Source organism: Microbacterium sp. IO18, assembly GCF_049099505.1.
In the GTDB taxonomy this organism is placed as follows: domain Bacteria; phylum Actinomycetota; class Actinomycetes; order Actinomycetales; family Microbacteriaceae; genus Microbacterium; species Microbacterium aurugineum.
This window is the reverse complement of sequence record NZ_JBMJAF010000002.1, coordinates 448,369-473,035: the sequence shown is the minus strand read 5'-3', so window position 1 is coordinate 473,035 and position 24,667 is coordinate 448,369. Positions and strand designations below refer to the sequence as shown.

28 protein-coding genes are annotated in these 24,667 nt (G+C 67.4%); 24 read left to right on the top strand and 4 right to left on the bottom strand.

Annotation, left to right across the window (positions count from 1 at the left end):
• Positions 1 to 37: 37 nt before the first annotated feature.
• Positions 38 to 1,291, bottom strand: a complete 1,254-nt coding sequence (locus tag ACLF6J_RS14005; protein ID WP_134352107.1) for an isochorismate synthase — start codon at positions 1,289 to 1,291, stop codon at positions 38 to 40.
• A 56-nt stretch (positions 1,292 to 1,347) separates the two neighbouring features.
• Here ACLF6J_RS14005 and ACLF6J_RS14000 point away from each other — a divergent pair, with 56 nt between their 5' ends.
• The 5 genes from ACLF6J_RS14000 to ACLF6J_RS13980 are packed head-to-tail and all read left to right on the top strand — an operon-like array spanning position 1,348 to position 6,236.
• The gene (locus ACLF6J_RS14000; RefSeq protein WP_134352106.1) at positions 1,348 to 1,911 is read left to right on the top strand and encodes a DUF402 domain-containing protein; all 564 of its coding nucleotides are present in this window, start codon (positions 1,348 to 1,350) and stop codon (positions 1,909 to 1,911) included.
• Positions 1,908 to 2,627 (top strand): class I SAM-dependent methyltransferase, encoded by a 720-nt coding sequence (locus ACLF6J_RS13995; protein WP_047524124.1) that lies wholly within the window; start codon positions 1,908 to 1,910, stop codon positions 2,625 to 2,627. Before ACLF6J_RS14000 ends, ACLF6J_RS13995 begins: the two co-directional genes overlap by 4 nt.
• Positions 2,628 to 2,673: 46 nt before the next feature.
• Positions 2,674 to 3,735, top strand: coding sequence for a polyprenyl synthetase family protein (locus tag ACLF6J_RS13990; protein ID WP_047524123.1), 1,062 nt, complete (start codon positions 2,674 to 2,676; stop codon positions 3,733 to 3,735).
• 59 nt (positions 3,736 to 3,794) lie between these two features.
• Positions 3,795 to 5,168: an FAD-dependent oxidoreductase gene (locus ACLF6J_RS13985; protein WP_047524122.1), complete on the top strand. Its 1,374-nt coding sequence runs from the start codon at positions 3,795 to 3,797 to the stop codon at positions 5,166 to 5,168.
• A gap of 60 nt (positions 5,169 to 5,228) precedes the next feature.
• Positions 5,229 to 6,236 (top strand): alpha/beta hydrolase, encoded by a 1,008-nt coding sequence (locus ACLF6J_RS13980; RefSeq protein WP_134352105.1) that lies wholly within the window; start codon positions 5,229 to 5,231, stop codon positions 6,234 to 6,236.
• A gap of 25 nt (positions 6,237 to 6,261) precedes the next feature.
• On the opposite strand, the gene ACLF6J_RS13975 is transcribed toward ACLF6J_RS13980, so the two are convergent.
• The 3 genes from ACLF6J_RS13975 to ACLF6J_RS13965 form a co-directional block, all read right to left on the bottom strand.
• A complete protein-coding gene (locus ACLF6J_RS13975) occupies positions 6,262 to 6,900 on the bottom strand; it encodes a GntR family transcriptional regulator (RefSeq protein WP_047524138.1) in 639 nt (212 codons plus the stop codon).
• Positions 6,901 to 7,102: 202 nt separating this feature from the next.
• A complete protein-coding gene (locus ACLF6J_RS13970) occupies positions 7,103 to 7,594 on the bottom strand; it encodes a YajQ family cyclic di-GMP-binding protein (RefSeq protein WP_047524120.1) in 492 nt (163 codons plus the stop codon).
• 9 nt (positions 7,595 to 7,603) lie between these two features.
• Complete coding sequence (locus tag ACLF6J_RS13965) at positions 7,604 to 8,248, bottom strand: hypothetical protein (protein WP_134352104.1); 645 nt, start codon at positions 8,246 to 8,248, stop codon at positions 7,604 to 7,606.
• A gap of 200 nt (positions 8,249 to 8,448) precedes the next feature.
• On the opposite strand from ACLF6J_RS13965, the gene ACLF6J_RS13960 reads away from it, so the two are divergent.
• The 19 genes from ACLF6J_RS13960 (at position 8,449) to rplB (ending at position 24,658) form a co-directional block, all read left to right on the top strand.
• Positions 8,449 to 9,657, top strand: coding sequence for a sugar ABC transporter substrate-binding protein (locus ACLF6J_RS13960; RefSeq protein WP_134352103.1), 1,209 nt, complete (start codon positions 8,449 to 8,451; stop codon positions 9,655 to 9,657).
• A gap of 73 nt (positions 9,658 to 9,730) precedes the next feature.
• The gene (locus ACLF6J_RS13955; RefSeq protein WP_134352102.1) at positions 9,731 to 11,335 is read left to right on the top strand and encodes an ABC transporter permease subunit; all 1,605 of its coding nucleotides are present in this window, start codon (positions 9,731 to 9,733) and stop codon (positions 11,333 to 11,335) included.
• Position 11,336: 1 nt separating this feature from the next.
• Positions 11,337 to 12,245: a sugar ABC transporter permease gene (locus ACLF6J_RS13950; RefSeq protein ID WP_131492372.1), complete on the top strand. Its 909-nt coding sequence runs from the start codon at positions 11,337 to 11,339 to the stop codon at positions 12,243 to 12,245.
• Between the two features lie 67 nt (positions 12,246 to 12,312).
• Entirely contained in the window at positions 12,313 to 12,645 is a 333-nt protein-coding gene (locus ACLF6J_RS13945; RefSeq protein ID WP_134352101.1) for a PadR family transcriptional regulator, read from the top strand.
• Positions 12,642 to 13,295, top strand: a complete 654-nt coding sequence (locus ACLF6J_RS13940) for an HAAS signaling domain-containing protein (protein WP_134352100.1) — start codon at positions 12,642 to 12,644, stop codon at positions 13,293 to 13,295. The genes ACLF6J_RS13945 and ACLF6J_RS13940 overlap by 4 nt, the downstream gene beginning before the upstream one ends.
• 73 nt (positions 13,296 to 13,368) lie before the next feature.
• Positions 13,369 to 13,521 carry a hypothetical protein gene (locus ACLF6J_RS13935; RefSeq protein ID WP_153242816.1) on the top strand — a complete coding sequence of 51 codons (153 nt, stop codon included), beginning with the start codon at positions 13,369 to 13,371 and terminating at the stop codon, positions 13,519 to 13,521.
• A 115-nt stretch (positions 13,522 to 13,636) separates the two neighbouring features.
• On the top strand, positions 13,637 to 14,677 hold the full coding sequence (locus ACLF6J_RS13930) for an ABC transporter (protein ID WP_134352099.1): 1,041 nt from the start codon (positions 13,637 to 13,639) through the stop codon (positions 14,675 to 14,677).
• Positions 14,678 to 14,742: 65 nt separating this feature from the next.
• On the top strand, positions 14,743 to 15,177 hold the full coding sequence (locus ACLF6J_RS13925) for a hypothetical protein (RefSeq protein WP_244093492.1): 435 nt from the start codon (positions 14,743 to 14,745) through the stop codon (positions 15,175 to 15,177).
• A gap of 67 nt (positions 15,178 to 15,244) precedes the next feature.
• Positions 15,245 to 15,892: a spermidine/putrescine ABC transporter substrate-binding protein gene (locus ACLF6J_RS13920; RefSeq protein WP_194239285.1), complete on the top strand. Its 648-nt coding sequence runs from the start codon at positions 15,245 to 15,247 to the stop codon at positions 15,890 to 15,892.
• 226 nt (positions 15,893 to 16,118) lie between these two features.
• Positions 16,119 to 16,487, top strand: coding sequence for a 30S ribosomal protein S12 (gene rpsL, locus ACLF6J_RS13915; protein WP_017201609.1), 369 nt, complete (start codon positions 16,119 to 16,121; stop codon positions 16,485 to 16,487).
• A gap of 5 nt (positions 16,488 to 16,492) precedes the next feature.
• Positions 16,493 to 16,963 carry a 30S ribosomal protein S7 gene (gene rpsG / locus ACLF6J_RS13910; protein ID WP_017201608.1) on the top strand — a complete coding sequence of 157 codons (471 nt, stop codon included), beginning with the start codon at positions 16,493 to 16,495 and terminating at the stop codon, positions 16,961 to 16,963.
• A gap of 87 nt (positions 16,964 to 17,050) precedes the next feature.
• Positions 17,051 to 19,165: an elongation factor G gene (fusA, locus tag ACLF6J_RS13905; RefSeq protein ID WP_047524111.1), complete on the top strand. Its 2,115-nt coding sequence runs from the start codon at positions 17,051 to 17,053 to the stop codon at positions 19,163 to 19,165.
• Positions 19,166 to 19,334: 169 nt separating this feature from the next.
• Positions 19,335 to 20,525 (top strand): elongation factor Tu, encoded by a 1,191-nt coding sequence (tuf, locus tag ACLF6J_RS13900; protein ID WP_047524110.1) that lies wholly within the window; start codon positions 19,335 to 19,337, stop codon positions 20,523 to 20,525.
• Positions 20,526 to 20,675: 150 nt separating this feature from the next.
• Complete coding sequence (locus ACLF6J_RS13895) at positions 20,676 to 20,888, top strand: hypothetical protein (RefSeq protein WP_045264638.1); 213 nt, start codon at positions 20,676 to 20,678, stop codon at positions 20,886 to 20,888.
• Positions 20,889 to 21,836: 948 nt separating this feature from the next.
• A complete protein-coding gene (gene rpsJ, locus ACLF6J_RS13890; protein WP_017201594.1) occupies positions 21,837 to 22,145 on the top strand; it encodes a 30S ribosomal protein S10 in 309 nt (102 codons plus the stop codon).
• Positions 22,146 to 22,153: 8 nt separating this feature from the next.
• Positions 22,154 to 22,813, top strand: a complete 660-nt coding sequence (gene rplC / locus ACLF6J_RS13885; RefSeq protein ID WP_047524109.1) for a 50S ribosomal protein L3 — start codon at positions 22,154 to 22,156, stop codon at positions 22,811 to 22,813.
• 2 nt (positions 22,814 to 22,815) lie between these two features.
• The gene (rplD, locus tag ACLF6J_RS13880; RefSeq protein WP_047524108.1) at positions 22,816 to 23,478 is read left to right on the top strand and encodes a 50S ribosomal protein L4; all 663 of its coding nucleotides are present in this window, start codon (positions 22,816 to 22,818) and stop codon (positions 23,476 to 23,478) included.
• Positions 23,475 to 23,798, top strand: a complete 324-nt coding sequence (gene rplW, locus ACLF6J_RS13875) for a 50S ribosomal protein L23 (protein ID WP_017829206.1) — start codon at positions 23,475 to 23,477, stop codon at positions 23,796 to 23,798. Before rplD ends, rplW begins: the two co-directional genes overlap by 4 nt.
• A 20-nt stretch (positions 23,799 to 23,818) precedes the next feature.
• Positions 23,819 to 24,658, top strand: a complete 840-nt coding sequence (gene rplB / locus ACLF6J_RS13870) for a 50S ribosomal protein L2 (RefSeq protein ID WP_017201590.1) — start codon at positions 23,819 to 23,821, stop codon at positions 24,656 to 24,658.
• Positions 24,659 to 24,667 lie beyond the last annotated feature (9 nt).

Here is a 24,667-nt window from a genome sequence, read left to right as displayed (position 1 = left end):
GCGTTCGTCCTGAATTGTGAGCAGGGCGGACCGGAGGCTAGGCCAGGGCGTCGACGAGCGGGCGGAACTTGACCCGGGTCTCGAGCAACTCGCTCTCCGGGTCGGAGCCGGCCACGATCCCGGCACCCGCGTAGGCGGTCACCCCGATCGCGTCGGTGCCTGCCGTGAACTGCGCGCACCGGAGGGCGATCGCCCATTCTCCGTTGCCTGCCGCGTCCACCCAGCCCACCGGTCCGGCGTAGCGTCCGCGATCGAAGGGCTCCAGGTCGCGGATCGCGGCGATCGCCGCCGGGGTCGGGGTACCGGCGACCGCTGCGGTCGGGTGCAGGACGCGCACCAGGTCCAGGGCCGACTCGCCGTCGGCCAGCTCGCCCTCGACATCGGTCGCCAGGTGGAAGAGGTTGGGCAGTTTCAGCAGGAAGGGCTGTTCGCTCGCGGCCAGTGCTCTGGTGTGGGAGCGCAGCGACGCGAGCACGCTCTGCACCGCGTACTGGTGCTCGTCGAGGTCTTTCACGCTCGAAGCGAGGCGTGCGGATGCCGCGGTGTCGGCGTCGGCGTCGGCCCCGCGCCCGATCGTGCCGGCGAGCACACGCGCCGTGACGGTGCCGTCGTGCACGGTGACCAGAGTCTCCGGGCTCGCCCCGATCAGGCCGTCGACCGCGAAGGCCCAGGTGTCGGGGTAGCCGGTCGAGAGGGCGCGCACGAGGCGACGCAGGTCGGACCCCGCAGGGATGCTGCCGGTGAGGTCGCGCGCAAGCACGACCTTGCTCAGCTCGCCGTCGGCGATGCGGGTCAGGGCCCGGCGCACCGCGTCCTGGTAGCGCTGAGGGGTCTGCGCGCCCGGTCCGACCGTGCCGGCCCAATGGGGTCCGTACGGCTCGGTGGCGAGTGCATCCTCGTGGACGGCTGCGTCGGCGAGGCGGATGCGGGTCTCCCAGAACCGGTCGCCGTGTCGGCCGAGCACGCGCGTCGGCACCAGGAGCACGCTGTCAGCCGTCGACGCCTCATCGAAGGTGAAGGCACCGAAGGCGACCAGCCCGGTGCCCGGGAGCCCGATCGGATCGGTGATCTCGGCCTCGGCGGCCAGTCCCCGCCAGGCCGTCGCGAGGGCTTCGACGCGTGATCCGCCGGGACGCGCCGGAGGGCGGATCTCCGCGAGCGTCTCGCCGACCGCGACGATCCCGTCCCCGCGCCGCAGCCAGGCGAGCGGGCGGGCGGGATCCGTGTAGGCGAGCAGATCTTCGACCGGGTCGATCTCTCGGGTCTCCACGACCAGGGGGGTGGTGTGCACGGTTCCAGCCTATGCCGCTCAGGGGGCAGGGATCCGCGCCGTCGTAGGGTGAGCGGATGAGTGATGCACGCCCCGCACCCGGCACCGAGATGGTCTTCCAGTGGCGAAAGTGGGACGGCTCGCCGCACTGGCGCCACGAATGCGTCTACCTCGGGGCCGACGAGTGGGGGGACTGGCTCGGGCAACCCGTGGGGTGGCACAGCGAGCGCCCCGGGGCCGCGTTCCATGCGGGCGGCCCCAACGTGACGCTCATCCCCGCCAGCGGAGACCATGCGGTGACCGTGAACCGCCGTCACCGCCGCGGGATGCGCATCTACATCGACCTGGGGTGGGACATCCGCTGGTCCGACGACCCGCTGCTCGCGACCGGCATCGACATGGACCTCGACGTCGTGCGGGTGGCGGGTGCGCGGGGGACCTGGGTCGACGACCGCGACGAGTGGGCCGAGCACAGCGCCCGGTACGGCTATCCCGCCGACGTGATGACGCATCTCGAGGCGCTCGCCCTCGACCTCGAGGAGCGGGTGCGTGCGCAGACCGCCCCGTTCGACGATGCCACCGCCGATCCCTGGCTCGACCGCCTCGAAGCCCTGGGTCTCGCGCCTAGACTGAAGCCGTGACCCCGAACGAAGCCAACCGCGCCGATCTCGGCAAGGACCCCGCCCGCGTCAGCGGCATGTTCGACCAGGTCGCCGCAGGGTACGACCGCACCAACACGGCCATGACCTTCGGCAACGACATCCTGTGGCGGGCGGCGACGACCCGCGCGGTCGCGCCGAAGCCGGGGGAGCGGATCCTCGACCTCGGAGCGGGCACCGCGTCTTCGTCGGCCTCTCTCGCCCGCAGTGGCGCCGACGTGGTCGCGGCCGACTTCTCGCCGGGGATGCTCGCCGAGGGCCAGCGCCGCCACGGGGCGATGCGCAACCTCTCGTTCGTGCAGGCGGACGCCACGGCCCTGCCGTTCGCGGATGCCGAGTTCGACGCCGTCACCATGTCGTATGCGCTGCGCAACGTGAACGACCCGAAGAAGGCCCTCCAGGAGCTGTTCCGGGTGACCAAGCCGGGAGGAAGGCTCGTGATCAACGAGTTCTCCACCCCTCCGGGCAAGCTGTTCCGTGGCGCCTACCGGCTCTACAACGATCAGGTCCTGCCGCGCGTCGCACGCGTGGCCGGCACGAACGGCGACGCGTACGACTACCTCAACGAGTCGATCCGGGAGTGGCCCGACCAGAAGAAGCTGTCGGCCTGGATCCGTGAGGCGGGGTGGACGGACGTCGCGTACCGCAATCTCACGTTCGGCATCGTCGCCCTGCACAGAGCACGCAAGCCGGAGTGATTCCTCCGCGCGAAACCGCGGCACCCGACGAAGGTAGGCTGGGAACGTGACTTCGAGCCCCATCGCCCCGGGTTCGCGACTGGCGAGCCGTCTCGGCTTCAGCGATCGCGTCTTCATCGGCCCCGCCGCCCGCCGCGTCGCGCGCGCCATCGAAGACGGGTTGGAGCTGGTCGAGACCGGACTCGCCGAGGACGTCCGCGTCGCCGATCCGCTGGCCGACGCGGCCAGCCGCTACCTGTACGAGGCCGGGGGCAAGCGCATCCGACCGGTGCTCACGCTGCTCGCCGCGCAGCTGGGCGACGGCAACACCCGCGAGGTCATCGACGTCGCCAAGGCGCTCGAGATCACACATCTCGGCTCGCTGTACCACGACGACGTCATGGACGGGGCGGACCGCCGACGCGGCGTCCCGGCCGCGCACGCCGTGTGGGGGAACAACATCGCGATCCTCACGGGGGACATCCTGTTCTCCCGCGCGAGCCAGTTGATGTCCCGACTGGGCGAACGCGCGATCCGGCTTCAGGCCGATACGTTCGAGCGGCTCGTGCTCGGGCAGATGCACGAGACTCTCGGCCCGCAGGAGAACGACGACCCGATCGCGTTCTACATCCAGGTGCTCGCCGACAAGACCGGTTCGCTGATCGCCGCGGCCACGCAGGGCGGTGTGATCTTCTCCAACGCCCCGAGCGAGTACGAGGAGCCGCTGCGGATGTACGGCGAGAAGATCGGCGTCGCCTTCCAGCTGCTCGACGACGTGATCGACCTCTCCGCCAAGCCGGAGGAGACGGGGAAGGTGCCCGGAACCGACCTGCGCGCCGGCGTCCCGACCATGCCGTATCTGCTGCTCAAAGCCGAAGCCGACGAGGCGTCCGCCGACCTCGCTGCGCGCATCGATGACGGGGTCGCCCGGATCGCGGATGGTGCGGACCCGGCGATCCTCGACGAGCCCCTGGACGAGCTGCGCGACCACCCGGTGACGCAGAAGACCCTCGAGCTCGCGCACGCCTGGACGCAGGACGCCATCGACGCCCTCGGTCCGTTGCCGCGCGGCACGGTGCGCGAGGCCTTGACCCGATTCGCAGAGACCCTCGCCGAACGATCCAGCTGATCTGCGCGGGCGGCCCGTCGGGCCGCGCGCCCGCTGCGACGGCATACGAAAGGACCTCCATGACCAAGCTCAGACTGGCCATCGTCGGTGCGGGCCCCGCCGGCATCTACGCCGCGGACATCCTTCTGAAGGCCGAGCGCAAGTTCGATGTGTCGATCGACCTCTTCGAGCAGCTTCCGGCGCCGTACGGTCTCGTGCGCTACGGCGTGGCTCCCGATCACCCTCGCATCAAGGGCATCATCACGGCTCTGCGTGACGTGCTCGACCGCGGCGACATCCGCCTCTTCGGCAACGTGCGCTTCGGCGAGGACATCACACTCGACGACCTCAAGAAGCACTACAACGCCGTGATCTTCGCGACCGGCGCGATCCGCGACACCTCGCTGGACATCCCCGGCATCGATGCGGTCGCCTCCTACGGAGCGGCGGACTACGTCAGCTGGTTCGACGGTCACCCCGATGTTCCGCGCGAGTGGCCGCTGGATGCCGCGTCCGTCGGCGTCCTCGGCAACGGAAACGTCGCGCTCGACGTCGCGCGCATGCTCGCGAAGCACGCGGAGGACCTGCTCGTGACCGAGGTTCCGCAGAACGTGTACGAGGGGCTCCAGGCCAGCGAGGTCACGGATGTGCACGTCTTCGGCCGGCGCGGCCCCGCTCAGGTCAAGTTCACGCCGCTCGAGCTCCGCGAACTCGGAGAGCTGCGCGACGTCGACATGGTCGTGTACGACGAGGACTTCGACTACGACGAGGCCTCGAAAGACGCGGTCGCCAGCAACAAGCAGGTCATGGTCATCGACCGCATCCTGCAGTCCTGGCGCAAGCGCGACTCGGTCAACAACGCGGGAGGCACCGCCTCACGGCGCCTCCACCTGCACTTCTGGGCGCGCCCCGTCGAAGTGCGCAAGGACGAGAACGGTCGCGTGGCGGCGCTGGTGTACGAGCGCACGCGGCCCGACGGACAGGGCGGCGCCGTGGGCACGGGCGAGATGCGCGAGGTCCCGCTCCAGGCGCTGTACCGTGCCATCGGCTACTTCGGTTCGCCGCTGCCGGGTGTGCCCTTCGACAAGAAGCACGGTGTGATCCCGAACCGCGAGGGCCAGGTGCTCGCGAAGGATTCGAACGAGCGCGTGTCCGGCATCTATGCGACCGGGTGGATCAAGCGCGGCCCGGTAGGGCTGATCGGCCACACGAAGTCCGACGCCATGGAGACCGTGCGGCACATCATCAACGATCAGGGCTCCTGGTGGCACCCGGAGGACCCGTCGGAGGAGGCGATCGTCGCTCTGCTGCAGGAGCGCGGCGTGCAGTGGACCGACCTGGACGGCTGGCACCGCCTCGACGAGCACGAGATCGCCCTCGGTGCGCCGCAGGAGCGCGCTCGCGTCAAGGTCGTCCCGCGCGACGAGATGGTCCGCGTCTCCCGGGGCGAGTAGCGCCGGACCCGCTCTCGGCGTCGCGCCTGGGCTAGCCTGGCGATGACGGGGGAGGACCGCATGGCCGACTGGACGCCCGACGTGCTCGGCGACGAGTTCGAGCAGCTCACGCTCGATCTCGGCGCGGACGACCAAGGGCCCGTCGTCGCGACGCTGGTGCGCGCCCTTCCCGCGGAGCCGGGGTGGTGGGACCGGGTGCGCCGCCGTGCGCCGCAGCTCGACGGCGTCGACGTGCTCTACGTGCACGGGTGGTCGGACTACTTCTTCCAGAAGCGACTCGCGCGCTTCTGGACCTCGCGGGGTGCGCGCTTCTTCGCCCTCGATCTCCGCAAGTACGGGCGCAGCCTCCGCGAGGGGCAGACGCCCGGCTACGTCGCCGACCTGGCCACCTACGACGAAGACATCGCCGCGGCTCTGACGGAGATGGGACGCGGGGAAGGCGGGGGTGAATCCGACCGGCGCCTCGTCCTGCTCGGGCACTCCACCGGCGGTCTCACACTCAGCCTGTGGGCGTCGCGGCATCCGGGCGTGGCCGATGCGGTGATCCTGAACAGCCCGTGGTTGGAGTTCCAGTTCGCCCCCGCCAGGGCGGCGATCGCGCCGATGGTCGAGTTGCAGGCACGGATCCGTCCGCTGGAGGCCGCACCGCAGGTCGATCTCGGGTTCTACACCCGCGCACAGCAGGAGGTCGCCGATCCCGACGACCCGATGGAGGTGAACCCCCTCTGGCGCCCGGTGCAGACCATGGCGGTCTACGCCGGATGGCTGCATGCGATCCTCTCGGGTCACAAGACCGTCGCCGGGGGACTCTCGATCACCGCTCCGGTGTGCGTGCTGCTGTCCGCGAGGTTCGTGCCTCCGACCCGTTGGTCCGAGGAGCTGACGTCGGCGGACTCCGTGCTGGTGGTCGACGACATCGCCCGTGCGGCTCTCCGCCTGGGCTCGACGGTCACCGTGGAGCGCATCGACGGAGCTCTGCACGATGTCTTCCTCTCACGTCACGAGGCACGAGAAGACGCGTACCGGCGGCTGGACCGATGGGTCACCGGCTGGCGAGCGGCCGACTGAGTTTCCTCAGAGGTACGGAGTTTCCTCAGAGGTAGTGCATCGACCGGACGAGCTGCTCGGCGCGTCCCCCGTCACCGTCGAGGACGGCGTCGCGGAAGTCGAGGTAGATCTGCCGCATGCGGTCGCGGTCCGTCGGCGTGATCTTCCAGTTCCGGAGGTTGCGGAGGAGAGCCATGCTCGCGTCCTCCATCAGCGCCCGGTGCTGGGTGTTGCCGCAATGCTCACCCAGGTAGGAGAAGACCGCCCAGCGGGCGTCGGACGTCTTCGCGCCGTCGTCGAGTGTGGCGTACATCGCCGCCACGAGGCGGACGACGTGTGCGCGCTGCGTCGCGGTGAGCCGGGGGACCGCCAGACGCGCGGCGATGCCGGCCTGGCAGCCGGCGAACACGAGGGACTGCGCCTCGGTCTCCGCCGTCACGGAGGTGACCTCGGTGTACCGGCTCGGATACATCATCACCATCCCGAGCCGTTCGAGACGTTGCAGAGCCTCTCTCACCGGTGTCCGCGAGACGTGCAGTTCCTCGGCGACGTCGACGTCGCGGATGCGTTCGCCCTCCGTCAGTGTGCCCGTGACGATCTGCGTGCCGATGTGCCGGAAGACCTCCTCCGCCAGAAGCTGCTTGCTCTCACCGATGCCCGTCGATGTCGATCCGATGTTCCGCATGGATGCGCTCCCCGTACGCTTGTGTCCCGAGCACCCGACGTTCAGGCTCGGAGGGCCACTGCACCAGGAGGTCGCGTGGATCCCGAAGATCTCCACCCTCGCGCCAACACGAGCAGTACATCTGCATCCATTCGGAGACATACGCAGAGAGGGGGCCGGATACCGTGGCATCCAGCCCCCTCTTGCGTACCCGCCGCCGGGGTCAGCGGTAGTTGATGAACTGCAGATCGAGGTCGAGATCGGCACCCTTGAGGAGCGCGATGACCTCCTGGAGGTCGTCGCGGCTCTTCGACTGGACGCGCAGCTCGTCGCCCTGGATCTGGCTCTTGACGCCCTTGGGTCCCTCGTCGCGGATGATCTTGCCGATCTTCTTCGCGTTCTCCGAGGAGATGCCGTCCTTGAGCGTCGATACGATGCGGAACTCCTTGCCGCTGGCGAAGGGGTCGCCCGACTCGAGGCTCTTCAGGGAGATGCCGCGCTTGATGAGCTTGGACTGGAACACGTCGAGCACGGCCTTCGCCCGCTCCTCGGTGTTCGCGGTGATCAGGATCTGCTCGCCGCTCCAGGCGATCGACGCCCCGGTGCCCTTGAAGTCGTAGCGCTGCTCGACCTCCTTGCGGGCCTGGTTCACGGCGTTCTCAGCCTCCTGGTGATCCACTTTCGAGACGATGTCAAAGCTAGAGTCGTTTGCCATTCTGCAATTCTAGGCAACGGGTGTGTCGGGACCCGCTGATTCGAACACAGGCACCGTGTTGACCCGACGGTGGCCGGCGAGCGTCACCGCCACGATGCCGAGCCCGAGAGTGCTTGCCAAGAAGCCGAGGAGCCCGAGCGCGGGGAGAACGGCGGCCATCTCGATGAGCGCGCGCGGGGAGCTGGCGCCGATGGCCTGCGGAACCACCCACACGATCGTCTGAACACCGAGCGCCCAGAGCGGAGCCCCGTTCCAGGGCGCTGGGACCGTACGCGCGCGGGCCACCTGCATCGCGGCGATCACCCCGGAGATGAGCGGGATCAGCACCGACAGATACGCCCAGGTCTGCCATGCTCCCGTCGCCGTCGGCTCCTGGGGGAGGACGAGCGGGCCGAGGACAGTGGCCGTCACGGGCCAGAGGGCGACGACCGCGGAGGCGGTCAGTCCCAAGGGTCTTCGTGCGACGACGCTCGCCTCACGACTCAGGCCGATGGACAGGAGGAGGATCGCGCCGGCCCAGAGCAGGTCGCTGAGGAGCGCGAGGATGACGTCCGCTCCGGGAGCACCCAAGACGGAGCTCCGCGCGATGCCGACGATGCCGCACGAGATCAGTCCGATACCGCCGAGCAGCCATGAGCGTCGGATTTTCCGCATCTCTCGACGGTATCGCGTCGTGCCGCTACCTCCCAGTTTCCTGCCGTCGTGGAAGCGTTTTCACTCCGATGTTGCGAGTTCACCCCGGTCACAGGTTGATATCACCCGCTCTCTTCGTTGCAAATCGCCTTTGCTTCGATGCATACTGTAAGCGCTTGCAGTCTGTGCAGGCCACCCAGCACTGAGAGAGGCACACACCAATGAAGGTGAACAAGAGGGGCATCGCCGCCGCGGGCGCGATCGCCATCGTTTCGACTCTGACGCTCGCCGGCTGCTCCACGGGGACCAGCGGCGATGACACCTCCGGCTCCGAGGACAGCGGCACGCTCGTCGTCTGGGTCGACGCCGAGCGCGTCGACGCCCTGCAGGGGGCGGCGGACGCGTACGAGGACAAGACCGGGGTCACGGTGGAGCTGTCGGGCAAGTCCGTCGACGACATGAAGGACGACTTCATCCAGCAGGTGCCGACCGGCAAGGGACCCGATGTGGTCATGGGCGCGCACGACTGGCTCGGGGAGCTGTCGACGAACGGCGTCGTCGCTCCGATCGAGCTCGGCGACAGCGCGGGGGACTACCTCCCGGTCGCGCTGCAGGCCGCGACGTATGACGGCACCGTCTACATGCTTCCCTACGCCGTCGAGAACATCGCCGTGCTGCGCAACGCCGACCTGGTCCCGACCGCCCCGACCAGCTTCGACGACATGATCGCCCAGGGCACGTTCGTCGTGGAGCAGGGCGCCGAGGGCAACCCCTACCACCTGTACCCCTTCCAGACGGCTTTCGGCGCTCCGGTCTTCGGCACGGATGACACGGGCAGCTACGACGCCACCGACCTGCAGCTCGGCAGCGAGGGCGGTTTCGCCTTCGCCGACTGGCTCGGCGTGCAGGGTGCGGCCGGCGTGCTGAACACCGACATCGACGGTGAGATCGCCAAGCAGCAGTTCCTCGACGGCACCGCGGCCTTCTGGCTGACCGGTCCCTGGAACGTGGGGGCGGCCACCGACGCCGGCATCAACGTCGCGATCGACCCGATCCCGAGCCCGACCGGTGAGACCGCATCGCCGTTCGCCGGCGTCAAGGGCTTCTTCGTGAGCTCCGAGTCCAAGAACAAGGTCGCGGCGAACGACTTCCTGGTCAACTACCTCGGCACGGAAGACGTCCAGCTCGAGCTGTTCAAGGCCGGCAACGTTCTGCCCGCGCTCACTGCGGCCGCCGACACGGCGGCATCCGACCCGATCATCGCCGGCTTCCAGGCCGTCGGTGCCGACGCCGTCCCGATGCCGGCCATCCCGGCCATGGGCTCGGTCTGGCAGTTCTGGGGTGTCGCCGAGGCGGCGATCATCAACGGTGCGGACCCGACGACGACGTGGCAGAAGCTCGTCGACGACGTCACTGCAGCGATCAAGTAACAGCCATCACACGGGCCCTGCCGGGGCGGACGGCGACCACCGCCCGCCCCGGCAGGATCATGACGAGGACGACATGACAGACACCGACGAGCGCACGGCTCCTCCGACCCGACGTCAGCGCCAGGCCGCGAAGATCGCGGAGGCAGCATCCGGACCGATCGGCTGGATGCTGCTGAAGATCCTCCTGCTGGCGGTGGTCGATGCGATCGCGCTCTACGCCGCGGTCGTGCTCTTCGCGAACCAGGAGTGGCTGATCCTCGGCATCGTCGTCGCGGTCGCCGTCCTCGTCAACTACATCTACTTCTCGCGCAAGCGCATCGCAGCGAAGTACCTCACCCCCGGCATCATCTTCCTGGTCGTGTTCCAGGTGTTCACGCTCCTCTACACCGGGTACATCGGCTTCACCAACTACGGCACCGGCCACAACGGCACCAAGGAGCAGGCGATCTCCTCGCTCCTCGCCTCGGCACAGGAGCGGGTCGAGGACTCGCCCACCTACCCCGTCACCGTCGTCGAGCAGTTCGGGACGTACGGGTTCCTCGTGACGGACCCGGAGTCCGGCGACGCCCTCCTCGGCACATCCGAGCAGCCGCTCGAAGAGGTCGACGCCGAGTTCGCGGGCGGTCAGGCCATCGCGGTCGACGGCTGGACGACGCTCCCGCTCGCGACCGTCTTCACGCTTTCGGAAGAGCTCGAGCAGCTCTCGGTCCCGTTCAGCGATGACCCCAACGACGGCAGCCTGCGGGCTCCGGACGGCCAGAAGGGGTATCTGTACGTCTCGACGCTCGAGTACGACGCGGCTGCCGACACGATCACGGACACCACCACCGGCACCGTCTACTCCGACGAGGGTGACGGAGCCTTCACCGCGGCGGACGGGGAGCAGCTGCTGCCCGGGTGGCAGACGACCGTCGGCTTCGACAACTTCGTCCGTGCCGTCACCGACTCCTCGATCCGTGGGCCGCTGATCTCGGTCACCTTGTGGACGTTCGCGTTCGCGGTGATCTCGGTCGCGTCGACGTTCTTCCTCGGGCTCCTGCTCGCGCTGGTGTTCAACAACACCCGGATGCGCTTCCGCAACGGATACCGGATCATCCTGATCCTGCCGTACGCGTTCCCCGCGTTCCTCTCCGCACTCGTCTGGGCCGGGATGATGAACGAGAGCTTCGGCTTCATCAACCAGGTCCTGTTCGGAGGTGCGGCGATCCCGTGGCTCACGGATCCGACGCTCGCGAAGGTGTCGGTCCTGCTGGTCAACCTGTGGCTCGGCTTCCCGTACATGTTCCTGGTGTGCATGGGTGCCCTCCAAGGCATCCCGGAGGACGTGAACGAGGCGGCCGTCATGGACGGCGCGAACCCCTGGCAGGTGTTCCGGCGCATCAAGCTCCCGCTGCTGCTCGTCACGGTCGCGCCGTTGCTGATCTCGTCCTTCGCGTTCAACTTCAACAACTTCAACCTGATCTACATGCTCACCAAGGGCGGGCCGCGATTCAGCGACGTGTCGATCCCCGTGGGACACACCGACATCCTGATCTCGATGGTGTACAAGGTGGCCTTCACCGGGCAGACGCGCGACTACGGCCTCGCCTCCGCCTTCACCATCCTGATCTTCATCGTGGTCGCGACCATCTCGATCATCAGCTTCCGCAAGACCAAGGCCCTCGAGGAGCTGAACTGACATGAGCACCGCCAGCCCCGCCACCGACGCACACGCCCCCGCCGCGCGCCGACGCACTCTCGGCGCCTGGTTCGCCGACACCGGGTGGCGTCACCTCGTCGCGATCGTCGTCAGCGTGTTCGCCCTGTTCCCCCTCCTGTACGTCGTGTCGGCCTCGCTGAACCCGAAGGGGACGCTCACCGGATCGAATCAGCTGTTCTCGGCGATCGGGATCGACAGCTACGTGCGCATCCTGAGTGATCCGCAGAACCCCTACGGCACCTGGTTCCTGAACACCTTGCTCATCGCGGTCGTCACGGGCGCCGTCACGGTCTTCATCGGCGCGTGCGCCGCATATGCGTTCTCCCGCATGCGATTCGCCGGGCGCCGCGTCGGACTCGTCACGATCGTCGTGGTGCAGATGTTCCCGCAGCTGCTCGCCGTCGTCGCGATCTTCCTGCTCATGTCGACGCTGGGGGACTGGTTCCCGGCGATCGGGCTCAACACCCATACGGGACTCATCCTGGTGTACCTCGGGGGCGCACTCGGCGTGAACACGTATCTGATGTACGGCTTCTTCAACACGATCCCCAAGGAGATCGACGAGGCCGCCCGCATCGACGGCGCCGGACATGCCCGGATCTTCTTCACGATCATCCTGCGCCTGGTCGCGCCGATCCTCGCCGTCGTCGGGCTGCTGTCCTTCATCGGCACCGTCAACGAATATGTGATCGCGAGTGTGATGCTCGTCGACGTCGACCAGCAGACCCTGGTCGTCGGGCTCACGAAGCTCGTGGCCAACCCGCGCTACGCGGATTGGTCGGCGTTCTCTGCCGGTGCCGTGATGGCGGCGATCCCGGTGATGATCCTGTTCCTGTTCCTGCAGAAGTACATCGTCGGCGGACTGACGGCGGGCGCGACCAAGGGCTGACCTCCTTCGGGCCGCCTCGCATATCCGCCGGTCGCGGTAGCTTGTGTCGCATGCTATCTTGTGATGCATGACAGCTGATGTCGGCGCCCAGATGCGCAAGGGGGTCGTCGAGTACTGCGTGCTCGGCCTGCTCGCGCGCGAGCCGATGTACGGCTGGCAGCTGGCGGACGCACTCACGCGCGCCGGACTGATCGCCAGCATCGGCACGCTGTATCCGCTTCTGGGGCGGCTGCGCGACGCCGACTGGGTCAGCACGTTCGACCAGCCGTCCGAGAGCGGTCCGGTGCGCAAGTACTACCGGCTCACGGAGGCGGGTGTGCAGCAGCTCGCGCGCTTCCGCGCCCAATGGACACCGTTCGCCCGTGTCGTCACGGGCATCGTCGGAGAGGGACGACCATGACACAGACAGACGCACACGCACTGCGCGACGACTACCTCACGCGGCTCGATGAGGCCATGCGAGACCTCCCGCACGGCGTCGCCTCCGACATCCGCGGCGGCATCGTCGAAGAGCTCGAGGGGCTCGACGCCGAAGCGATGGCCGCACGGATCGCGCGGCTGGGGGATCCGGCCGCGATCGCGCGCGAGGCCCAGGACGAAGTCCCGGACAACCCGAGGATCGTGGTCGCCGCCCCGGTCTCCGCCCCGCCGGCGCCGCGCCGCCCATCGACGTCGACGAGAGGGTTCGCGATCACGGCGGCACTGACGTTGAGTTTCGGCGGATTCATCGTCCCGGTACTCGGGTGGTTCGTCGGAGCGGTGCTCGTCTCGCTGAGCGCCCTGTGGAAGACGTGGGAGAAGGTCGTCTCCATCGTCGTGCCGTTCGTGTTCGGCGCCCTGTCGCTGCTGCTCCTGCAGTTCATGAGCTTCGTGGAGTTCGCCTCCTCGGGAAGCTCCTCCGGGTCCGGTCCCGGGCCGGACGACGTCACGAACAATCCGCTGGTGCCGAGTCTCAGCATCTGGCACCTCCTGCTCCTCTTCGGCTTCCTCCTCATCCCCGCATCGGGCCTCTGGCTGCTCTGGAGGCTGCGGGGGCGCACCGCCGCGTGAGACCGTGCAGCGACCGCGTATTCGCTCGGCGTTGCGGCCCCCGAGTTCGCCCTGCCCGTCGTAGCGTGGGGCTATGGCACGAGTGGCTGGGCGCAGCATCGCGATGAGCTGGTTCGCCGGTGTCGTCTGTGCCGCGATCATCGGGGCGCTCGTCTGGCTGTCCCTCCCGATCCTTCCCGTGCTGGCTGCGTTCGCGGGCGACGCCCTGCGCACCGCCCTCCCCTGAGCGGTGGCGACCGGCCCGTCCTCACCCGCATGGCGACACGTCGGCACGCCTGCGTGAGCGGCCGTTCACGCGGCGGTACCCTCGCAATGCACATATCCGATGAGAGGCGCACCCCATGAGTGATCCCGACGGCCCCCAGCCCGAGAAGCCGGCTGACGTCGACGACGTCGTCGGCAGCGCGAACGCCGGTCTCGCAGACGCCGCCGCCGCGGGCGCGGATGTTCCCGGCGCGAACGACAGCGTGGACGACGGCCCCGTCGACCCCGTCGCCGCGCCCGTCGACCCCGACCTCGCCGCCTTCGAAGAGGCCGAGCGGGAACACCCCGGCACGTTCGCTCCTCCGCCCCCCGCCGCGACAGCGACTCCGGCCGCCGCGTCGAACCCCGACGTGCGCGATGTCCGCGCTGAGGCCGACGCCGACAGTGCTTCCTTCTTCCCTGAACCGGTCGTGGCCGAGCCCGCACCTTTCGGCCACGAACAGTCCGGCATGGCCGGGGGTGCCTACGCGCAGTATGGCGATGAGGCCGACACCCGTGTCGTCCCGTCGGAGCCGCTGGTCGCCGCGAGCGCGGGTGCGGCCGCGGCCCAGCCGCAGCCGATCTTCGTGCAGGCTCCGGAGCCGCCGCGTGATCGCGGCAACCGCGGAACCGCCGGGCTCATCGGTCTGCTCGCGACCCTCGTCTTCGCCGTGCTCTACCTGGGCGCGGCGCTGGGATTCGGCGCGGTCGCCGGTGATGTCACGGGCGAGAACATCGGTGAAGCGGCGCTCGCGCCTCTGCTCACGTGGGGATACTGGACGCCTGTCGTCGTGTTCTTCCTCGGGTTCTGGCTGCTCGGCGCGATCATCAACCGCGGACGCTGGGGCCTCTGGGTCGTGTTCGGTCTCCTCGTCGGCGTCATCGCGTACGCCGGCCATATCCTCGGGCAGCTGTTCGAGGCGCCGTTCTGGAAGCTCACCGCCTCGCAGGGACTCGACCTCGTCGGGGAACAGCTGCTGGCGCCGTTGGCCATCGCCGCGTTCGTGTTCGCCCGTGAGCTGACCATCTGGTTCGGCGCATGGGTGTCCCGCAGCGGTGCGCGCAAGACCGAGCTGAACGCCGAGGCGCAGCGCGAGTACGAGCGTACCCTCGAAGCCGGTCCGACGCTGTCGAGGTAATCACGAACTCCACCACGCCGAACCCCCGCGGGCCCGAGTCCGCGGGGGTTTCGGCTGTCTTGGCGGTGGTGCTCGCCACCATCAGCTTCTTCGCGCTCGCGGTGTTCGGGCTCGGTGCCCTGAGCGTGGCGACCGACACCGACATCATCTCGACCCCCGACCTCGGTCAGGCTCCGGGGGTGGTGGGGATGCTCGCCGCGGTCGTCGCCTTCGCGGTGCTCCTGCGGGTGACCCTCCGGACCCGGCGTCCGTCCTTCGTCTCCACGATCACGATCGCGCTCGTCACTGTCCTCGCGCATCTCGCGGTCGTGTGGTTCGCCGTTCTCCTCGGAACGTCGGACATCGTGATCGCCACGGCGGTCGCCGGGGACCTCGTCCGGGGTGGAGTGAGCGCGGTGCTGCTCGTGGCGGCGCTGATCGCCGCGTGGGGTGGCATCGCTCTCCGCCGCACTCGTGCTGAGCATCCGCGTTGGCCTTGGGAGCGCGACGAGGACGAGTGACCTTCCACGCCCCGCCGCGGAAGGGGAAATCGACGCGGTGAAGGGCGACGCGCCGTACGCTGGTGGGGTGGAGCGCTCACTGGAGACGCAAGTGGACCAAGCCGTCGAGGCCTGGTTGCGCTGGGTGCCGCGCTGGGAGCCGGCGACCCATCGAGGCCGCGTCGCGCCCTGCCGCCGTTGTCTGGGGTCTCCGATCCTCGCCGCCGCCGGGATCGGAGCGAACGCGCCCCACGGCGTGCAGCATGGGCTCTCGACCCGGATCAAGACCATCGTCGACCACGCGGTCGCCGAGTACACGGCGCAGAACCTCCCGATGCTGCAGCGAGAGCTCGACCAGCAGGCCGCACGCAATCGCGCCCGCAGCTACCGACCGGCCGAAGACCTCGATCCCGAGTTCGACGGGCTCCCGCTCGATCCGGAGCCGGTACCCGGAGCACCGTTCCTGTTCACGATCGCCGGCCTCGCCGACGACTCCGCCGCAGAGCTCCCGGCGCTGCCGCCGCTCACGGAGGAGGCGAAGATCGCCCTCCGCCAAGAAGTCGCCCTCGCCGACGAGTACGCCAACATGGTCGGCCGGGAGATCTGCAACATGCTGCTCGGGCATCGGATCGTCATCCAGGCGGCGATCTCCCAGCATGTCGAACCTCAGATCGAGGCGCTGCTGGCGGAGTTGACCGAGTCGCTGGACTCGCCCTTCGATCCCGACATCCCCTGATCCTCGCGACGGTTCGCAGTCGCACACTCATTTGACCGCCACGTTACGCGGCATTACACTTGACCAGGTGTGTGCACGTCTCGACGTGCGCGCTGGGCGTCGGCACCATGCCGGTCCGCCCCCACGGCATACCCACCACACCAAAAGCTCGTCGATTCCGGCGTGCCGGTGGGTCATGATGTGAAACCCATCACGCTGTCACCGTGCAGCACTATGAGGAGAGAACGTGCCAACCATTCAGCAGTTGGTTCGCAAGGGTCGCTCGCCCAAGGTCACCAAGACCAAGGCGCCGGCGCTCAAGTCGAACCCGCAGCAGGCCGGGGTCTGCACCCGCGTCTACACCACCACCCCGAAGAAGCCGAACTCGGCGATGCGCAAGGTCGCTCGTGTGAAGCTCCGCAACGGCACCGAGGTCACCGCGTACATCCCCGGTGAGGGCCACAACCTGCAGGAGCACTCGCTCGTGCTCGTGCGCGGCGGTCGTGTCAAGGACCTTCCCGGTGTGCGTTACAAGATCGTCCGTGGCGCCCTGGACACCCAGGCAGTCAAGAACCGTAAGCAGGCTCGTTCCCGCTACGGCGCGAAGAAGGGTTGAGTTAGATGCCTCGTAAGGGACCCGCCCCGAAGCGCCCCGTCGTCAACGACCCGGTATACGGCGCACCGATCGTCACCTCGCTGGTGAACAAGATCCTCGTCGACGGCAAGAAGTCGCTGGCCGAGTCGATCGTCTACGGCGCCCTCCGCGGTGTCGAGGCGAAGAACGGCCAGGACGCCGTCGCCACGCTCAAGAAGGCGCTCGACAACGTGCGCCCGACCCTCGAGGTCCGCAGCCGCCGCGTCGGTGGTTCGACCTACCAGGTGCCGGTCGAGGTCAAGCCTCACCGTGCCAACACGCTCGCTCTGCGCTGGCTCGTGAGCTACGCGAAGGGTCGTCGTGAGAAGACGATGACCGAGCGTCTCCAGAACGAGATCCTCGACGCGTCCAACGGCCTGGGTGCCGCGGTCAAGCGCCGTGAGGACACGCACAAGATGGCCGAGTCGAACCGCGCGTTCGCTCACTACCGCTGGTAAACAGCTTCGCCCGTCCTCCGGCCTCCCGTCGGGGGACGGGCACCCCCTCTTCGCAGTAAGACTGCTCCAAAAGATAAGGACACTCCTGTGGCACAAGACGTGCTCACGGACCTGAGCAAGGTCCGCAACATCGGCATCATGGCGCACATCGATGCCGGCAAGACCACGACGACCGAGCGCATCCTGTTCTACACGGGCGTCAACCACAAGCTCGGCGAGACGCACGATGGCGCCTCGACCACCGACTGGATGGAGCAGGAGAAGGAGCGCGGCATCACGATCACGTCTGCCGCCGTGACCTGCTTCTGGAACAAGAACCAGATCAACATCATCGACACCCCCGGTCACGTGGACTTCACGGTCGAGGTGGAGCGCTCGCTCCGCGTCCTCGACGGTGCGGTCGCCGTGTTCGACGGCAAGGAGGGCGTCGAGCCCCAGTCCGAGACCGTGTGGCGTCAGGCCGACAAGTACAACGTGCCGCGCATCTGCTTCGTCAACAAGATGGACAAGCTCGGTGCCGACTTCTACTTCACGGTCGACACGATCGTCAGCCGCCTCGGCGCCAAGCCGCTGGTCATCCAGCTGCCCATCGGTGCGGAGAACGACTTCATCGGCGTCATCGACCTGATCGAGATGCGTGCACTGGTCTGGCCCGGCGACTCCAAGGGTGATGTCACCATGGGCGCCAAGTACGAAGTCCAGGAGATCCCCGCCGACCTCAAGGAGAAGGCGGACGAGTACCGTCAGCAGCTCCTCGAGGTCGTCGCCGAGACCGACGACGCGCTGCTCGAGAAGTTCTTCGGTGGCGAGGAGCTCACGGTCGCCGAGATCAAGGGCGCGATCCGCAAGCTGACCGTCGCGAGCGAGATCTACCCGGTGCTCTGCGGCTCCGCGTTCAAGAACCGCGGTGTCCAGCCGATGCTCGACGCGGTCGTCGACTTCCTGCCGAACCCCCTCGACGTCGGTGCCATCGAGGCGCACGACCCGAAGGACTACGACACGATCATCGAGCGTCACCCCGACGCCAACGACCCGTTCTCGGCGCTGGCCTTCAAGGTCGCCGTGCACCCGTTCTTCGGTCGCCTCACCTACGTGCGCGTCTACTCGGGTCACCTCGACTCGGGCTCCGCCGTGGTCAACTCGACCAAGGGCAAGAAGGAGCGCATCGGGAAGATCTTCCAGATGCACGCCAACAAGGAGAACCCGGTCGACTCGCTGACCGCCGGCAACATCTACGCGGTCATCGGCCTGAAGGACACCACCACCGGTGACACCCTCGCCGACCCGGCAGCTCCGGTCGTCCTCGAGTCGATGACGTTCCCGGAGCCCGTGATCGAGGTCGCGATCGAGCCGAAGACCAAGGCCGACCAGGAGAAGCTGGGTCTCGCGATCCAGAAGCTCGCTGAGGAGGACCCGACCTTCCGCACAGAGCTCAACCCCGAGACCGGTCAGACGACCATCAAGGGCATGGGCGAGCTGCACCTCGACATCCTCGTCGACCGCATGAAGCGCGAGTTCCGCGTCGAGGCGAACGTCGGCAAGCCGCAGGTCGCGTACCGTGAGACGATCCGCAAGACCGTCGAGAAGCACGACTACACGCACAAGAAGCAGACCGGTGGTTCTGGACAGTTCGCGAAGATCCAGTTCAACATCGAGCCGCTCGAGCTCGACTCCGAGACGACTTACGAGTTCGTGAACGCCGTCACCGGTGGTCGCATCCCTCGTGAGTACATCGGCTCGATCGATGCTGGTTTCCAGGACGCGATGAACGTCGGTGTGCTCGCGGGCTACCCGATGGTCGGCGTCAAGGCAACCATCGTCGATGGTGCAGCGCACGACGTCGACTCCTCGGAGATGGCGTTCAAGATCGCGGGCTCCATGGGCTTCAAGGAGGCCGCTCGCCGTGCCAACCCCGTGCTGCTCGAGCCGCTGATGGCCGTTGAGGTCCGTACTCCGGAGGAGTACATGGGCGACGTCATCGGTGACCTGAACTCGCGCCGTGGCCAGATCCAGTCGATGGAAGACGCCGCCGGCGTCAAGGTCGTCCGCGCTCAGGTGCCGCTGTCCGAGATGTTCGGCTACATCGGCGACCTGCGCTCGAAGACCTCGGGCCGCGCCGTCTACTCGATGGAGTTCCACAGCTACGCTGAGGTTCCCCGCGCGGTGGCGGACGAGATCGTCCAGAAGACCAAGGGCGAGTAATCACCCTTCTGGGTTCCCCGCGGCGCCGAGCACGGCGATGCGCCGCGGGGTTCCCAGGTCACCTACAACTTCACATTCCCTCTCTACTAAACTGAGAACCTAACCCGTAGAGAACCGGTCGCAAACCAGTGCCCGGTCACCTCTACAACGACGTCCTGAGGAGGACCCAGTGGCTAAGGCCAAGTTCGAGCGGACCAAGCCGCACGTCAACATCGGAACGATCGGTCACGTCGACCACGGCAAGACCACGCTCTCCGCAGCGATCTCGAAGGTGCTTGCTGACAAGTACCCGTCCGACACCAACGTGCAGCGTGACTTCGCTTCCATCGACTCGGCGCCGGAAGAGCGCCAGCGTGGTATCACCATCAACATCTCGCACATCGAGTACGAGACCCCGAAGCGCCACTACGCGCACGTCGACGCTCCCGGCCACGCCGACTACGTCAAGAACATGATCACCGGTGCGGCTCAGATGGACGGCGCGATCCTCGTGGTCGCCGCCACCGACGGCCCGATGGCTCAGACGCGTGAGCACGTGCTGCTCGCCAAGCAGGTCGGCGTTCCCTACCTGCTCGTCGCGCTGAACAAGTCCGACATGGTCGACGACGAGGAGATCCTGGAGCTTGTCGAGCTCGAGGTCCGCGAGCTGCTCGCCGGCCAGGGCTTCGACGAGGACGCTCCTGTCGTCCGCGTCTCCGCTCTCAAGGCCCTCGAGGGCGACGAGAAGTGGGTCCAGGCGATCCTGGACCTGATGCAGGCCGTCGACGACAGCGTTCCGGACCCGGAGCGTGACCGCGACAAGCCGTTCCTGATGCCCGTCGAGGACGTCTTCACGATCACCGGTCGTGGAACCGTCGTCACGGGTCGCGCCGAGCGTGGCACGCTGGCCATCAACTCCGAGGTCGAGATCGTCGGACTCCGTCCGACCGTCAAGACCACGGTCACGGGTATCGAGATGTTCCACAAGCAGCTCGACGAGGCCTGGGCCGGCGAGAACTGTGGTCTGCTGCTCCGCGGTACCAAGCGTGAAGACGTCGAGCGCGGTCAGGTCATCGTCAAGCCGGGTTCGGTCACGCCGCACACCGACTTCGAGGGCACCGCGTACATCCTGTCGAAGGACGAGGGTGGCCGTCACAACCCGTTCTACACGAACTACCGCCCGCAGTTCTACTTCCGCACCACCGACGTCACCGGCGTCATCTCGCTGCCCGAGGGCACCGAGATGGTCATGCCCGGCGACACCACCGACATGACGGTCGAGCTGATCCAGCCGATCGCCATGGAGGAGGGCCTCGGCTTCGCCATCCGTGAGGGTGGACGCACCGTCGGCGCCGGTACGGTCACGAAGATCATCAAGTAAGCATCTGCTTCCTCGCAAAGGGGTCGGGCCTTCGGGTCCGGCCCCTTTGTCGTGGACGGGCGGCGAGGGTTCCCTTCGGCGGGGTGGACATGCACAATGAGTGTGGTCGCCCCGATCGGACGACCGCACACGTCTCAGAAGGGGAGTCACATGGGTATCGAGGACGCCGTGAACAAGGGCAAGGACCTCTACGAGCAGAACAAGGACAAGATCGCCGAAGCCGTGAAGAGCGAGCAGGCGGAGGACATCAGCGACAAGGTGCTCGACGGTGTCGCCGACTTCGCGAAGAAGATCGCACCCGGCGCGGCGGACAAGATCGACGAGATCCGGGACAGCGCGGACAAGGCCGTCGGCAACGAGTAGCCGCGCCCGTCGTCGCTGAGCGGCGCCCCACCGGTGGTGGGGCGCCGCTTTTCGGTGCCGGGCGGTGAGACCCGGTGTCAAATGTGGCGGATTCGCTGCTGCATCGAGTAGGATCGTCTCGACCGCCTGGGGATCTTGCGGTCATGGAAGNGGGCCCCCGCTTTTCGGTGCCGGGCGGTGAGACCCGGTGTCAAATGTGGCGGATTCGCTGCTGCATCGAGTAGGATCGTCTCGACCGCCTGGGGATCTTGCGGTCATGGAAGCCGAAGGGGTTCGGTTTCCGGGAACACGCGGTCATCCGCGTCCAAACTGGGGATATGCGATCTTGGGGATCATCGTGCGACGCGCGCAGTCACTGCGCCTGAGCGTCTCCCTGCCTGCGCGGCGGGTCTTCCGCCGCGCCCTCGGTCGAGGAGCCTGGCGTCCCTTCACGCCGGGCTACTCGCGTTCGGTGTGCCCCCTCGCACTGAACGCCCTCCCCAAGCGGGGCGAGGCATGGGGATGCCTCGCCCCGCTATCTCCTGCGATCTGACGTCTCCGCTGCGCGTCTGAGGCGCTGCGAGACGACTGCGACACGCCCGGGTTTGCAGAAGTGAAATCGGCCGTGGCAGAATAGACAGGTTCGATATTCCGTTGCCGCTGTGCGTGCGACGGATCACTGCCAGGGCAGTGCATAGACGGCGCCTCCTCCGGGACGGCGCAGGGTTCTAGGCCGCGGGTAGCAGAACACACCCCGACACCCCCTCATCATGAAGGGTTCCGCCGTGCGCGGTGGAAGGTCGGCATCCGGTCGCCTCACGGCTTCCGGCTGACAGAAGAACAGTGGTGCAGCAGATCGACTCGTGAGAGCCGTTCTCGTGCCGAGGCGCGAACAGCGCCGACGTGCGTCCAATGCCCCAGGGCCACCCGGTCCCGGACGGTAAGACGCCTAAAGAGAGAGAGCAGACAATGGCGGGACAGAAGATCCGCATTCGCCTGAAGTCGTATGACCACGAGGTCATCGACACGTCCGCACGCAAGATCGTCGACACCGTGACCCGTGCGGGCGCAACCGTCGTCGGCCCCGTGCCCCTTCCGACCGAGAAGAACGTCGTGTGCGTCATCCGGTCGCCCCACAAGTACAAGGACAGCCGCGAGCACTTCGAGATGCGCACCCACAAGCGTCTGATCGACATCGTCGACCCGACGCCCAAGGCTGTCGACTCGCTGATGCGTCTCGACCTGCCGGCCGATGTCAACATCGAGATCAAGCTCTGAGGTTCGACATGGCTGACATCAATTCCAAGGTTTCCAAGGGCATGCTCGGCACGAAGCTCGGCATGACCCAGGTCTGGAACGAGAGCGGCAAGCTCGTTCCCGTCACCGTCATCGAGCTGGCACCGAACGTGGTCACCCAGGTCCGTACCCCCGAGAAGGACGGCTACAACGCCGTTCAGATCGCCTACGGCCAGATCGACCCCCGCAAGGTGAACAAGCCGCTCTCCGCTCACTTCGAGGCAGCCGGCGTCACGCCGCGTCGTCACGTCACCGAGATCCGCACCGCGGACGCCGGCGACTACACCCTGGGCCAGGAGCTCACGGTCGATGGCACCTTCGAGGCAGGCCAGCTCGTCGACGTCGTCGGCACGAGCAAGGGCAAGGGCTTCGCCGGTGTCATGAAGCGCCACAACTTCAAGGGCGTCTCGGCTTCGCACGGTGCACACCGCAACCACCGCAAGCCCGGCTCCATCGGCGCATCGTCGACCCCGAGCCGCGTCTTCAAGGGCATGCGCATGGCCGGCCGTATGGGTGGCGAGCGCGTGACCGTCCTCAACCTCACGGTGCACGCCATCGACATCGAGAAGGGACTCATGCTCGTCAAGGGCGCCGTCCCCGGTGCTCGTGGTCGCATCGTCTATGTCCGCAACGCAGTGAAGGGTGCCTGATCATGGCTGACTCCACTCTCGCGCTCGACGTCCTCAAGGCAGACGGCAAGAAGGCAGGCTCCATCGAGCTTCCCGCCGCACTGTTCGACGCCAAGACGAACATCCCGCTCATCCACCAGGTCGTCGTCGCGCAGCTCGCGGCGGCACGCCAGGGCACTCACTCGACCAAGCGTCGTGGCGAGGTCTCCGGTGCCGGCCGCAAGCCCTTCAAGCAGAAGGGCACGGGTAACGCCCGTCAGGGTTCCATCCGCGCGCCGCACATGACCGGTGGTGGCATCGTCCACGGCCCGAAGCCGCGTGACTACTCGCAGCGCACCCCCAAGAAGATGATCGCCGCCGCCCTGCTGGGCGCGCTCAGCGACCGCTTCCGCGGAGACCGCATCCACGCCATCGACTCCTTCGGGATCGACGGCACGCCCTCGACCAAGACCGCGGTGAGCTTCCTCACCAACGTGGTCTCGTCGAAGAACGTGCTCGTCGTCATCGAGCGGGGCGACGACGTGACGCTGAAGAGCATCCGCAACCTGTCGAACCTGCACGTGCTGACGTTCGACCAGCTCAACGCATACGACGTGCTCGTCTCCGACGACATCGTCTTCACCCAGGCCGCGCTCGAGGGCTTCATCGCCTCCAAGTCCGGCGCCAACCAGGAGGTCTCCGCATGAGCGAGCAGGCATCTGTTCTCCAGACGGCCCTGAACAAGGACCCGCGCGACATCATCCTGAAGCCGGTCGTGTCCGAGAAGAGCTACGGGCTCATCGATGAAGGAAAGTACACCTTCCTCGTCGACCCGCGCGCTTCGAAGACCGAGATCAAGCTCGCCATCGAGAAGATCTTCGGCGTCAAGGTCGCAGGGGTCAACACCCTCAACCGCGTCGGCAAGGCTCGCCGCACCCGCTTCGGAACCGGCAAGCGCAAGGACACCAAGCGCGCCATCGTCACCCTGAAGTCGGGCACCATCGACATCTTCACGGCAATCGGCTGATCCGGGGGATAAGGACAATCATGGCTATTCGCAAGTACAAGCCCACGACCCCGGGCCGTCGCGGCTCGTCGGTGGCTGACTTCGCCGAGATCACTCGATCGACGCCGGAGAAGTCGCTGCTGCGCCCGCTCTCGAAGACCGGTGGTCGCAACAACCAGGGCCGCATCACGACCCGTCACATCGGTGGTGGCCACAAGCGCCAGTACCGCGTCATCGACTTCCGTCGCAATGACAAGGACGGCGTCAACGCCAAGGTCGCTCACATCGAGTACGACCCCAACCGCACCGCGCGCATCGCGCTGCTGCACTACTTCGACGGTGAGAAGCGCTACATCCTCGCTCCGGCGAAGCTGAAGCAGGGCGACATCGTCGAGTCGGGTGCCGGGGCTGACATCAAGCCGGGTAACAACCTCCCGCTGAAGAACATCCCCACCGGTACCGTCATCCACGCGATCGAGCTCCGCCCCGGCGGCGGCGCGAAGATGGCACGTTCGGCCGGTGCATCCGTCCGTCTCGTCGCCAAGGACGGCCCCTACGCCCAGCTGCGTCTCCCCTCGGGTGAGATCCGCAACGTCGATGCGCGCTGCCGCGCGACCATCGGCGAGGTCGGCAACGCCGAGCAGTCGAACATCAACTGGGGCAAGGCCGGCCGTATGCGCTGGAAGGGCGTCCGCCCGACGGTCCGTGGTGTCGCGATGAACCCGGTCGACCACCCGCACGGTGGTGGTGAGGGTAAGACCTCCGGTGGTCGTCACCCCGTCTCCCCGTGGGGCCAGGCGGAGGGTCGTACCCGTCACGCCAACAAGGAAAGCGACAAGTACATCGTGCGTCGTCGTAACGCCGGCAAGAAGCGCAAGTAGGAGTAAGAG